Source organism: Halobellus rufus, assembly GCF_000739575.1.
GTDB classification, from domain to species: Archaea; Halobacteriota; Halobacteria; order Halobacteriales; family Haloferacaceae; genus Haloquadratum; species Haloquadratum rufum.
Genome location: NZ_BBJO01000031.1, coordinates 32,937 through 44,829 on the forward strand (window position 1 = coordinate 32,937; position 11,893 = coordinate 44,829).

The window sequence follows — 11,893 nt, forward strand, 5'->3', positions numbered from 1 at the left end:
CCTATTCCTGCGTCTCTAGGTACGTCGCCGCGAGCGCGTCGAGCGCCTCGTGGTGCTCCGTCGTGTGCGGCGCGGTGAGCGGCGAGACCGACACGCGCCCCTCGACGACGGCCCGCCTGTCGGTGCCCGGGGGGTCGGGGAGGTCGCCCGCCCGCATTCGATCCCAGATGCCGTCGTGCAGCGTTACGGTCCCGTTACCGTCGTGCTCGGCGGTCATCTCGTACACCGTCGACGGCTCGGTGATCTCGATGGGCGCGGGGTCCTCGCCCTCGGCCAGCGGCGCGTTGACGTTCAGGTACTCGGCCCGCTCGAACACTCCCGCGCCGATCGCGTGCCGGAGCAGGTACGTCGTCGCCCGCGTCGCGTTCCGGAAGTCGGCGGGGTCCGTGGCCTGCTCGTGCCACGGGGTGTCGCCGCCGCCCGGGACGTACAGCGAGGCGGCGATCGCCGGAACGCCGAAGAAGGCGGCTTCGACCGCCGCGCTCACGGTCCCGGAACGACCGAGGACGTACGCGCCGAGGTTCGCTCCCTTGTTACAGCCGGCGACGACGACGTCGACGTCCGTACAGAGCGATTCGAGTCCGGCGACCACGCAGTCGGCCGGCGTCCCGGCGACGGAGTAGCCGAGTTCGTGTTCCCGGACGGTGACGTCGGCCGAGAGTTGCCGACCGACCGCGCTCTGATCGTCGTCGGGCGCGACGGCCGTCACCTCGGCGAACTCGGAGATGGCGTCGTACAGCGCCCGGAAGCCGACGGCGTCGATCCCGTCGTCGTTGGTGAGGAGAACCGAGAGGGTATCGCTCATACGCGCTGCTTTGCGTGACGAAAGAAATGTGTACCGCTCGAACGAGTCCCACGCCGTCCGGCTGGCTCAGGCGACGCGGTCGAGGAACGTCTCGTCGTCGACGACGAGGTTGTACGCGCCCTCGTCGTCGTTCCACAGACAGAGCACGTTCTCGAAGGCGAGGACGTCGCCGTAGTCCGCCAGCAGCAGCGCCTCGTTGAACGAGTCCCGGGCCGTCGAGACGGCGTAGTGCTCGACGGACTCGCTGCCGTCGCCGACTTTGAACAGGGGATTTCGGCCCTCGTCGTCGGTCAGGTCACGGCTCAGTTTGACCGCCAGCAGGTCGATCCGGTTGGTGACGTGTCGCTCCATCTCGGCCATCTTCGCGTGCCGGTCGGAGTCGGCTCGGACGTCGGCGCGGCGCGCGCCGTCCGGCCGGACGATCGCGTAGGAGAACTGCACCGTCTCGTTGGTGAAGGTTCCGTCGCCCGGCTCTCGGCCGCTCCCCCGACCGTCGACCGCGCCGACGTTCCCGTCAGCGTGCGTCGCGCTCGCATCTGCCGCGTCCGCGTCCGCTTCGCCCGCCTCGTCGAGTCGCCGCTGGAACGCGGGGGCCGCGACGTCGTCGCGGCGGTCGAACGACCAGCCGCGGTCGCTCGGGGCCTCGCCGGGCCACAGTCGAAGCGTCGGCGCGTACACCGAGCGCGGCGAATCGGCGGGAACGAGCGACCGTTCGACCTCCCGCAGTCCGATGCTCGTGTTCCGATCGGCGGGCGCGAGCGCGAGGAACGATCCGTCGTCGTCGACCGCATCGAGATAGCGCTCGGCGACCGTCTTCGGATCGTCGAGTTCGCTCAACACGTTCGCGAAGAGGACGAGGTCGATTCCCCCGCCGTCGCGCTCGGCGATCGACGTCGGGTCGAACGCCTCGGCGGTCTCGCGGTGGATCGTCGTCCGGAAGTTCCGCCCGGTCTCTTCGAGCATCCGTTCGAGGACGTCGGCCGACGCCGACGGCTCGACGGCGTGGTAGTCGACGACGGCGTCCTCGGGGAGGTAATCGTGCAGTCCGAGCGCGGGCCCGCCCGTCCCCGCGCCGACGTCGAGGACGCGGAGCGTCCGCGGGAGGAGCGCCCGCTCGGCGAGGTCGTCGAGGACGTAGCCGATCGCCGCGTAGTAGTCCGGCAGGTGGTAGATCGCGTAGCCGAGCGCGGCCGTCTCGTCGTACTCGACGGCGTTCTGCCGGTAGTAGTCCTCCTTCAGGCGTCGGATCGTCTCCCTGAGCCGGTCGCCGCTCTCGCCGCGGTGCCAGTTCGCGCCGTGGCGTTCGACCAGCAGATCCTCGACGGCGAAGGCGTACCGCTCGGGGAACGCCTCGGGGACCCAACCGGGCTGTGGCGCGGGTTCCTCGCCCGCGGGGACGAACGTTCCGTCCTCGCGTTCGCGGAGGCGGAGATCGAACGCCTCCTCCCTGAGCGTCTGCCTGACGACCGCCGGGTGCGGCGTCCCCTCGACGTACTCGTGGATCTCCTCTGGGTCGATCGGGCGAACGTTGCGCAGGTACTTCGCGTTCGCGCGGACGGCCTCGCGGTCGATCACGAGTCGGAATCTCCCGCTCCGCGGTGGCGACTTCCCGCCTCTTCGTACAGCCGCTCGAAGGTCTCCCCGTCCGCGTCGGCGATGCGACGCGCGGCGTCGGCGACGTCGTCGGCTCCCTCGAACGACTCTTGGATCTCCCGGTAGACGCGGGGCGTGCCGTCTGTCACGGTTCCGACGAGGTCCGAGAGCACCTCCGAGATCGGCGTCGCGAACTCCTCGCGGACGTCGTCGGCGGCGAGCGCGTAGGCGAGAACCGCGGTGTGTGCGCCCGCCTGTACCGTCTCCATCGCCGTATCGTGTTCGTCGGGGTCGGTCTCGAAGACGTGGTTCCCGGCGTCGCCGACCTCCTCCAGAATGGTTTCGGTTACCGGCCCCCCTTCGTCGACGACGGCGGCGACGTTGCCGGGGGCGTTCTCCGGCGCGAACAGCGGGTGTAGGCTCACCCGCTCGCGGTCGGGCAGGTACGCGCGCATCGCGGCCACGGGCCCCTCCATCACGCCGGTCACGTCGATCATCGCGCGTTCGGCGCGGTTGGCGTGGGCTTCGATCGCCGCCTCGGCGGCGGTGATCGGCACGGCCACACAGACCACGTCGAACGCCTCGTCGGTGTCGAGTTCGACGGTGCGACCCCCGACGTCGTCGGCGGCGTTCGCCGCCGCGGTCGCGTCTCTGTCGGCGAACGCGATATCGAACTCCGTCGCGAGCGTCTCGCCGGTCCAGCGCCCCATCGCGCCGGCCCCGACGACGAGTACCTCCATCGCCGCCGACTACGCGCCGCCGCACTCAAAAGGGGTTCGGTGCGGCGGTCGGTTCCCGTCGAATCGGCTTTGGAATCTCCTCACGCGTTCCCGCCGAACGGCCGCGTCCGACGTTCGTAGGGAGGATTCGTGTTACGACACCGACACCGAATTATCGGCTTTGATACTTTGATACGTACGTTTAACCGGTGTCCCGGAGGTAGCTCATCCGGGGGAACGGAATCTGCACCGCAACGGCACCGACCGGTCGATCGAATCGAGGGGGCCCTCCGCCGACCGCTGGACGACCCGGTCCGGCGAGTATGGGGAGGAGTGCGCGCTTAATCGCCCTATAACAATACGAACGTAAGGACTGCAGGTACTGATGAAATTTCCCGCAGTAGCTGGGAGAGACACGCACGGTCGTCGGTTGACGTTGCCCGACGACCTCGACGGCGAGCAGACGCTCGTCGTCGTGAGTTTTCACCTGCGACAGCGGTCGCTGGTCAACTCGTGGCGACAGTTCGCCGAGGAGCTGTGCGACCAGTTCGAGCACTTCGCGTACTACGAACTCGTCGTCGGCAGTTCCGGCGGGATGCTCCCGCCGAACGTCGCCGGCGGGATGTCGCCGACGAACGCCAGACAGCGGGTCCACGACAACACGGTCTTCCTCTCTGTCGACAAGGAGCCGTTCAAGCGTCGACTCGGCATCCTCGGCGAGCAGACGATCTACGCCTTCCTCGTCGAGGACGGCGACGTGGTCCGGCAGGCCGCGGGCGTCCTCACCCCGAAGACCGGGGAGGCGCTCGAATCGCTGCTGGAAGCCTACCGCGACGAGAAGAACCGCCGGTCGAACGGCACCGAGAGCGCGGGCGAGTCGTCGGTCTGATCGAATTCTGTCGGCCTGACCGCACTCTACGGCCCTGAACGCGTTCCGATACCTGCGTCCTTTCTAGCTCAGAGCCGCAGCTCGATCGGCTGCTCGGTCAGGTTCTCGTGACCGTCCTCGGTGACGACGACGAGGTCCTCGATGCGGACGCCGCCGACGTCGGGGTCGTACAGCCCAGGTTCGACCGTGACGACGTGTCCCGGCTCCAGTTCGCCGCCGTCGGGCGAGAGCCGCGGCAGTTCGTGGACGTCGAGGCCGACGCCGTGGCCGGTCGAGTGGATGAACCCCGTCTCCGTCCGCGGATCGGACCGTAAGGTCGGGAGGCCGGCGTCCTCGTAGACGTCGCAGACGACGTCGTGGACGGCTTCGCCGGTCGCCCCGGGTTCGAGCGCGTCGATCGCGGCGTCGAGCGCCTCGTGAGTCAGGTCGAACCACTCCTCGATCGTCGCGCTCGGCTCGCCTCTCACGAACGTCCGCGTCATGTCCGCGTGGTACTTCGTCTGCTTCGAGCGGGGGAAGATGTCGACGATGATCGGTTCGTCGGGCGCGAGCGGGCCGCTCCCGCGGTCGTGGGGATCTGCGGCGTCGGCCCCGCAGGCGACGATCGTCTCGTCGGGCGCGCAGCCGCGTCGCAGGAGCGTCAGCTCGATCTCCTCGCGGACGCGCTCGCTCGTCAGCACCTCGTCGCCGACGCGGAGCACGTCGCCGCCGTCGGGGCCGCCACCGCGGTCGATTTCGGACTCGCGGAGGAGCGCCTCGGCGGCGTCCATCGCCGCCTCGTTGGCGCGCTGGGTCGCGCGGACGTGCTCGATCTCTTCGGGCGTCTTCCGCGCGCGGATCTCGGTCACGACGTCCTCGGTCTCGGGGACGACGCCGACGTCGCGCTCGCGGAGCCGGTCGGCGGGCCCCAGCGGGAAGCGGTCGGGCGCCGCGACGCGTTCGACGCCGAGGTCGTCGAGCCACGCGGCGACGACGCGCGCGTTCGCCGCGTTCGATCCGTGCTCTGCGGCCAGTTCGCGGTAGTCGTAGTCGGCCAGCCGCGACACGTCGTCGGCGCGGCTCTCCTTCCTCGCACGGCCGAACTCCAGCGACGAGACCAGAAGCGCGGTCCGCTCCGGCGTGTAGACGGTCACGAACGGGTCCGGCGCGTCGAATCCCGAGAGGTACCGCTGCGTCGAGTCCGAGCTGTCGGCGTCGACGAGGTAGCCGTCGAGGCCCTCGTCGGCGAGGAACGAGTCGAGCGAGGAGAAGTCCGGTTCCATACCCGGTGATCGGGCGCGTCCGGATAAAGAATGTCGCATCGACGAATCGGAGTACCGACATCGCCTCGCGCCGCGACCGGACCACAACCGTATTACGGGCGCGCCGCGGTGGTTCGACTATGGCTGTCGAGAACGTCATCTGGCCGCGCTACCTCGACGCGTCCGTCTCTCGGAGCGACGGTCGCCGGGTCCCGCTCGACGACGCCGTCGAAGAGCCGACGGTCGACGAGATCGCCGAGGCCGTCCAGCAGATCGGCTACGACGCCGTCATCGAACGCGACGTGACGCACCCGCGGGAGTGGGAGTCGCGCGGGCGGGTGCTCGTGAAGGGCGCAGAGGACTCGACGAAGAACGACCTCGTGCAGGCCGTCGCCGCCTACGTCGGCATCCTGCGGGACTGACGATGCGGCGACTCGGAACCGTCTCGCGGACGGCGCAGAACCTCCTCATCGTCCGCTGCGACGGCGAGGAACACCCCGGAATCGGCGCGGAAGCCGTCGACGAGTCGCTGTCGACGGTCGGCCGCGTCGTCGACGTCTTCGGGCCCGTCTCGCGTCCGTACGTGGCGGTCTCGCCCACCGGAGACGTCAGCGCCGCGTCGGTCGTCGGAAAGCGATTGTACGCGCGGTGAGCGGCGTCTGCAACTGACGCGGCTGTTATCAACAGACTCGGTTCGCCGGATCTTCTCCCTCGCGAACGCGACGGACGCTCTCGGCGACGAGCGACGCGACATAATCGCAGTACCGCCTCGTGGCCGACCCGGCGTGCGGGGTGACGACGACGTCGTCCATCTCCCAGAGCGGCGAGGACTCCGGGAGCGGTTCGGTCTCGAACACGTCCAGCGCCGCCCCCGCTATCTCGCCGTCTTCGAGCGCCCGAACGAGCGCCGCTTGGTCGACGACCGAGCCCCGGGCCACGTTGATGAGGTACGCGTCCTCGCGCATCGCCGCGAGCACGTCGGCGTCGATCATCTCCTCGGTCGCCGGCGTGAGCGGCACCGCGAGGACGACGAACCGGGCGTCTGCGACCGCCGCTTCGAGCGAATCCGGCGTGAAAACCCGGTCGACGCCCGGTTCCGGCACGGGCGTGCGTCGGACGCCGTCGACGTCGAGTCCCAGCCCGGTGGCGCGGTCGACGACCCCGCGTCCGAGGCTCCCGAGGCCGACGACGCAGGCGCGTTCCCCGGCGATCGTCCACGGCTCGTCCCACGCCGGTCGCGACCAGCGCTTCGACTCCTGGTTCGCGACGTGTTCGTGGAGGCGTCGGGCGAACGCGAGCATATAGCCGGCGACGGTCTCGCCGATCGCGTCCCCGTGGATGCCGGTGCTGTTCGTGAGCAGCACCCCCTCCTCGCGGAAGCGCTCCTGCGGGAACCGGTCGACGCCGGCCTGCACCGAGTGCACCCAGTCGCATTCGAGGAGCGCCGGTCGGTACTCGAACGTGACGACGCCGTCGCAGCGCGCTGACGCGACCGTTTCGGAGTCGCCGTCGATCAGGACCGTCTCGACCGGGAGGTCTCCCAGCTTTTCGAGGAGCACTTCGGGCGGGAACAACGCCGAGACGGAGCGGTCGACGCCGAGGACATCGAAACGCATAGACGAGGAGTCAGCGCGCGGATATTTCAGTCGTTCGCAACCGCTCACGGGCCAGCGTCTGTCGCGGCAGGCGGTCTGCTCGACCGCGACACCGCCGGTCACTCGATCCGCGAGAGCGCGCGCTCTCTGGCGGTGTCCGCATCCGTCGGTTGCCGTCGACGGAGTTCGATCTCCGCCACCCACTTGACGCTCTCCCAGCAGTCCCGTCCCTCGTCGGTCGGGACGAGCCTCGCGGGACCGCCGTGCGCCCGATCGAGTGCGGCCCCGTCGAGTTCGAACGCCAGCACCGCCGAGGAGAGGCGGTCGAGTGGCAGCGCACACGCGTAATCGCCGTCCGCGGCGTGGACGAGCCCGTACGCGACACCGTCGTCGACTCCGGCGCGGTCGAGGACGGATTCGACCCTGACGCCGCGCCAGGAGCAGTCGTCGGCGACCCACCCCTCAGCGCAGGCGAAGTCGCCGACGAACGTCTCCGAGGGGAGCGACGCGAGATCGCCGCGCGACAGCGACACCGGTTCCCGGACGCGCCCGGTGACGTCGAGCGACCACTCGACGGGTTCGATCTCGGTCGGAACGTCCTCCGGGACCTCGTGTCGTTCGAGTTCGGTCATCGTCGCTATCTGCGCGACGAACGGACAAAACGGTTGAGCCGAACGTGTCTGAACCGGTCGGCACCGCGGGTCGACGGCCTCCGGTCAGTGGGTCATCGCCCGGCGACTCCCGGAGCGAAGATGTTCGCGGTAACCACCATACTACCGTAGCAGTCCACCGTACCGTATGGACGTCGCAACGGGTGAGGCAGCGCTCGCCGTCGTGATGGGGCTCTTCCTGCTGATCGTGTTCCGGTGGATTCTCCGCGTCGAGAACTGGCGCTCGTATTCGACCTCGGCCGGAGGCACCGGATTCGGACGCGAAGAGGGCGTCGAGCACGCGGAGAAACCGAGCGGGTTGCTGCGGTGGCTGACGACGGTCGACCACAAGGACATCGGCCTGCTGTACGGCGTGTTCGCGCTCCTCTCGTTCGCGTGGGGCGGGATCGCCGTCGTGCTGATGCGGACGGAACTGCTCACGCCCCCGATCGACCTCCTCGGGGCGAACTTCTACAACGCGCTGATGACCACCCACGGCGTCACGATGCTCTTCCTGTTCGGCACGCCGATGCTGGCGGCGTTCTCGAACTACTTGATCCCGCTTCTCATCGGCGCGGACGACATGGCGTACCCGCGGATCAACGCCATCGCGTTCTGGCTGCTGCCCCCCGGTGCACTCCTCATCTGGGGTGGCCTGCTCCTCGCGCCGTTCGACCTCGGGATCGAGGGCGCACAGACCGCGTGGACGCTGTACACGCCGCTGTCGACGCAGCAGTCGAACGCCGGGATCGATCTGATGCTTCTGGGGCTGCACCTGACCGGCGTGTCGGCGACGATGGGCGCGATCAACTTCGTCGTGACCATCTTCACCGAGCGCGGCGAGAACGTCACGTGGGCGAACCTCGACATCTTCTCGTGGACGGTGCTGGTCCAGTCGGGACAGATCCTGTTCGCGTTCCCGCTGCTCGGCAGCGCGCTGATCATGCTGCTGTTCGACCGCAACTTCGGCACGACGTTCTTCGCGGGCGAGGGCGGCGCGATCCTCTGGCAGCACCTGTTCTGGTTCTTCGGTCACCCCGAAGTGTACATCCTCGTGTTACCCCCGATGGGGCTGATCAGCTACATCCTCCCCAAGTTCACGGGCCGCCGGCTCTTCGGGTTCAAGTTCGTCGTCTACTCGACGCTGGCGCTCGGGGTCCTCTCGTTCGGCGTCTGGGCGCACCACATGTTCGCGACGGGGATCGACCCGCGGCTTCGCGCGTCCTTCATGGCGGTCTCGATCGCCATCGCGATACCGAGCGCCGTGAAGACGTTCAACTGGATGGCGACGATGTGGGGCGGGCGGATCCGGCTTATGACGCCGATGCTGTTCTGCGTCGGCTTCGTGGCGAACTTCATCATCGGCGGTGTGACGGGCGTCTTCGAAGCGTCGATCCCGATCGACCTCGTGCTCCACGACACCTACCACGTCATCGCGCACTTCCACTACGTCATCATGGGCGGCATCGCCTTCGCGATCTTCGCCGCGGTGTACTACTGGTTCCCGCTCTTCACGGGTCGGTGGTACCAACGAACCCTCGGGAAGTGGCACTTCTGGCTCACGATGATCGGGACGAACCTCACGTTCTTCCCGATGATCTTCCTCGGCTACGGCGGGATGCCGCGCCGCTACGCGGGCTACGACCTGACGGTCGGCCCGGTGGCGTACTTCACCGACCTCCACCAGCTCGCCACGCTCGGCGTGTACGTCCTCGTCGTCGGCCAGCTGATCTTCGTGTGGAACGTCGTCACCTCGTGGCTCGAAGGCCCGGAGGTCGCGGACGCCGACCCGTGGGACCTCGAACGGGACGGGATGGTCACCAACGAGTGGGACTGGCTCGACAGGATGCGGTTCGAGACGGTCGCCGACGGCGGGAGCGACGCGACAGACGAAACCGGATCCTCGGTATCGCCTGGGGACGGATCCGACGCCGACAAGTCGGCCGCTGTCGAGTGACCGGCGTCGCGGCTCTCCGAAACACAACCCCCATAGTGACGCGGTCGCAACGCCCGGTATGCGAAGACGCGTCGCCGCCGGCGTCGGGTTCGCGGCTCTCCTGTTCCTCCTCGTGCAACTCGGCGCGCTGGCGCTCGTCCCGACGTTCTACGAATCGGGGTATCAGACCGTCGAGGACCCCTCCGATCCGACGAACAGCCTCGTGTACATCGTCGCGATCCTCGTCGCCACGGCGGCGATGCTCGCGGCGTTCAAGTACGACCTCGACTGGGTCGTCCGCGCGTTCGTCGTCCTCGCGGCCGCGTCGATCTCGTGGTACGTGTTCGCCGTGCTGCTCCCGCCGCTCTTGGCGATCGGCGCGTCGGTCGCGCTGGCGGCGCTGCTTCTCCTCCACCCCGAGTGGTACGTTATCGACGCCGCGGGCGTCGTGATGGGCGCGGGCGCGGCCGGGTTGTTCGGCATCAGTTTCGGCCTCTTACCGGCGATTCTGCTCCTCTCGGTGCTCGCGGTCTACGACGCGATCAGCGTCTACGGCACCGAACATATGCTCGATCTCGCCTCCGGCGTGATGGACCTCAAACTGCCGGTCGTGCTCGTCGTGCCGACGACGCTGTCGTACTCCCTGCGCGAGACCGACGCCGGGAAGACGGTTTCCGACGCGAAGCGGGACGGCGGTGGCGACGAGGCACCGGCGGCGGATGCCGACGCCGAGGCGTCGGTTGCTGACGACGGTGACGACGACCCGTCGGAAGACGCCGCGTCCGACGAGGACGACGTCCGCGACGCGTTCTTCATCGGCCTCGGGGACGCCGTGATGCCGACGGTGATGATCGCGAGCGCGGCCTTCTTCCTCCCGGCGGAGCTGACGCCGTCGCTCGGTGTCGCGTGGCTGCCGGCGCTGACCCTGCCGGCGCTGACGGCGATGGTCGGGACGTTCGCCGGGCTGTTCGCGCTCCTCTGGATGGTCTTGAAGGGACGCGCGCACGCCGGTCTGCCGCTCCTGAACGGCGGCGCGATCGGCGGCTATCTGGTCGGCGCGCTCGCCAGCGGCGTGCCGATCCTCACCGCGATCGGGCTGTGAGGGGTCGGATGCGACGTCGCCGGTAGCTATTCCTCGTCGCCCGCGCCGGCTCCCTCGCGGACGTGAACTGCCATCCCCGTCTCGAAGTCAGCCATCGCGTCCGCGGACAGTTCCGCGCGCCCGACCGCGAGCACGGTGTCGTCCTCGCGGACGACGGCGACCTCGTCGCCCGGCCTGACGTCGGGGTCGACGCCGCGGACGAACTTCGCGAACGCGTTCTTGCCGTCGCGGACGAAGGGCTCGCTCTCGTCGCCGACGACGACGCGGGCCGCGGGGTACTCGAGCGCGTCGACGAGGCGACGCCCGCCCGCGACGCCGAGGGTGAACCGGCCGTCGGTGAGGTAGGAGGCGATGCGGCCGCCGGGCGCGACGAGCTGTCGCGGCCGGCCGCTCGTCGACCGGTGCACCGTCAGCGACTCGTCGCCGTCGCTCGGGAACAGCGCCTCGCCCGCGCCCGCGCCGAACTGGTAGTCGGCGATGGTCCGCAGCTCCGCCAGCGTCTCGCCGTCTGCGTCGCTCATACCTCGTCGTTTCCGGTCGAGCGTCAAGACAGTCGCGGTCTGCGTCGCTCACCGCCGACAGTCGCGATCCGCGTCTCTCGGCGTCTGGCTCCTTCCGCGGGCGACTACAGCAGGAACGTGTCCTGTCGCTCAGAGAGGTTGATGAACGTGTCGGTGGCCTCGATCAACTCCTCGGCGGTCGACTCCTCGAAGGCCATCACCTCGACGCGGACCCCCTCGTGGCGGAGGTGCGAGCACAGTCTGGAGAAGTCGCCGTCGCCGGTGCAGAGGACGACCGTGTCGACGTGGTTCGCGAGCGTGACGGCGTCGAGGCTCATCCCGACGTCCCAGTCGGCCTTCTTCGAGCCGTCGCCGAACGTCTTGATCTCCTTGATCTTCGGCTCGAATCCGATGTCGACGAGCGCCTCGAAGAAGCTCTCCTCGTCCGGCGAGTCCGCCCGGACGACGTAGGCGATCGCCCGCGTGAGGTCCCGGCCCGCGACGCCCTTCTCGAGGAGCGACGCGTAGTCGATGTTCCGCGAGTAGAGGCTCTGAGCGGTGTGATAGAGGTTCTGTGCGTCGGCGAGCATCGCCACGCGCTGACTCGGGTGGATCTCGGTCATACAGTCCCTGGGGTCGCCATGGTACATGAATGTCCGGTCCCGTCGTTCGGACTCGACCGTACCGCCGATGACTCGTACGAACGACGAAACGTATATCATTCAGGAGCGTCCAATCCCCAGTGTGACCCGAGCCACGTCGACGCCGACGGATACGCCCCGTCAGGCAGCCGTGCGTGGCCCTCTTTTCCGCGGTAAAAAACGCGCGCCCTCGACGCTCTGAGCGGGAGTAGCAACCCCGTT

At 68.7% G+C, this 11,893-nt stretch carries 13 protein-coding genes; 5 read left to right on the forward strand and 8 right to left on the reverse strand.

Features of this window, described 5'->3' with window-relative positions:
* Position 1 precedes the first annotated feature (1 nt).
* The 3 genes from surE to ACP99_RS13140 all read right to left on the reverse strand — a co-directional run bounded on the left by surE (position 2) and on the right by ACP99_RS13140 (position 3,138).
* Entirely contained in the window at positions 2–805 is an 804-nt protein-coding gene (gene surE / locus ACP99_RS13130; RefSeq protein ID WP_049987036.1) for a 5'/3'-nucleotidase SurE, read from the reverse strand.
* A gap of 66 nt (positions 806–871) precedes the next feature.
* A complete protein-coding gene (locus ACP99_RS13135) occupies positions 872–2,380 on the reverse strand; it encodes a small ribosomal subunit Rsm22 family protein (protein WP_049987037.1) in 1,509 nt (502 codons plus the stop codon).
* A complete protein-coding gene (locus ACP99_RS13140) occupies positions 2,377–3,138 on the reverse strand; it encodes a prephenate dehydrogenase/arogenate dehydrogenase family protein (RefSeq protein ID WP_049987038.1) in 762 nt (253 codons plus the stop codon). The genes ACP99_RS13135 and ACP99_RS13140 overlap by 4 nt, the downstream gene beginning before the upstream one ends.
* Positions 3,139–3,502: 364 nt before the next feature.
* Between ACP99_RS13140 and ACP99_RS13145 the strand changes: the two genes are divergently transcribed.
* Positions 3,503–4,006, forward strand: coding sequence for a hypothetical protein (locus ACP99_RS13145; RefSeq protein WP_049987039.1), 504 nt, complete (start codon positions 3,503–3,505; stop codon positions 4,004–4,006).
* A gap of 68 nt (positions 4,007–4,074) precedes the next feature.
* On the opposite strand, the gene ACP99_RS13150 is transcribed toward ACP99_RS13145, so the two are convergent.
* Positions 4,075–5,268, reverse strand: a complete 1,194-nt coding sequence (locus ACP99_RS13150; protein ID WP_049987040.1) for a M24 family metallopeptidase — start codon at positions 5,266–5,268, stop codon at positions 4,075–4,077.
* 119 nt (positions 5,269–5,387) lie between these two features.
* Here ACP99_RS13150 and srp19 point away from each other — a divergent pair, with 119 nt between their 5' ends.
* Together srp19 and ACP99_RS13160 are read left to right on the forward strand one after the other, a co-directional pair.
* Positions 5,388–5,669 carry a signal recognition particle subunit SRP19 gene (gene srp19, locus ACP99_RS13155; RefSeq protein WP_049987041.1) on the forward strand — a complete coding sequence of 94 codons (282 nt, stop codon included), beginning with the start codon at positions 5,388–5,390 and terminating at the stop codon, positions 5,667–5,669.
* A gap of 2 nt (positions 5,670–5,671) precedes the next feature.
* Entirely contained in the window at positions 5,672–5,899 is a 228-nt protein-coding gene (locus ACP99_RS13160; RefSeq protein ID WP_049987042.1) for an H/ACA ribonucleoprotein complex subunit GAR1, read from the forward strand.
* 28 nt (positions 5,900–5,927) lie between these two features.
* On the opposite strand, the gene ddh is transcribed toward ACP99_RS13160, so the two are convergent.
* Positions 5,928–6,863, reverse strand: a complete 936-nt coding sequence (gene ddh / locus ACP99_RS13165) for a D-2-hydroxyacid dehydrogenase (RefSeq protein ID WP_049987043.1) — start codon at positions 6,861–6,863, stop codon at positions 5,928–5,930.
* 98 nt (positions 6,864–6,961) lie between these two features.
* Positions 6,962–7,474, reverse strand: coding sequence for a molybdopterin-dependent oxidoreductase (locus ACP99_RS13170; protein ID WP_049987044.1), 513 nt, complete (start codon positions 7,472–7,474; stop codon positions 6,962–6,964).
* Between the two features lie 166 nt (positions 7,475–7,640).
* Here ACP99_RS13170 and ACP99_RS13175 point away from each other — a divergent pair, with 166 nt between their 5' ends.
* Both ACP99_RS13175 and ACP99_RS13180 read left to right on the forward strand, forming a co-directional pair.
* A complete protein-coding gene (locus ACP99_RS13175; RefSeq protein WP_049987045.1) occupies positions 7,641–9,449 on the forward strand; it encodes a cbb3-type cytochrome c oxidase subunit I in 1,809 nt (602 codons plus the stop codon).
* A 58-nt stretch (positions 9,450–9,507) separates the two neighbouring features.
* Positions 9,508–10,530 (forward strand): presenilin family intramembrane aspartyl protease PSH, encoded by a 1,023-nt coding sequence (locus tag ACP99_RS13180; protein WP_049987046.1) that lies wholly within the window; start codon positions 9,508–9,510, stop codon positions 10,528–10,530.
* Positions 10,531–10,556: 26 nt separating this feature from the next.
* Here ACP99_RS13180 and ACP99_RS13185 read toward each other — a convergent pair whose 3' ends face one another.
* A complete protein-coding gene (locus ACP99_RS13185) occupies positions 10,557–11,051 on the reverse strand; it encodes a PUA domain-containing protein (RefSeq protein ID WP_049987047.1) in 495 nt (164 codons plus the stop codon).
* A 104-nt stretch (positions 11,052–11,155) separates the two neighbouring features.
* The gene (locus ACP99_RS13190; protein ID WP_049987048.1) at positions 11,156–11,653 is read right to left on the reverse strand and encodes a LabA-like NYN domain-containing protein; all 498 of its coding nucleotides are present in this window, start codon (positions 11,651–11,653) and stop codon (positions 11,156–11,158) included.
* Positions 11,654–11,893: the final 240 nt, after the last annotated feature.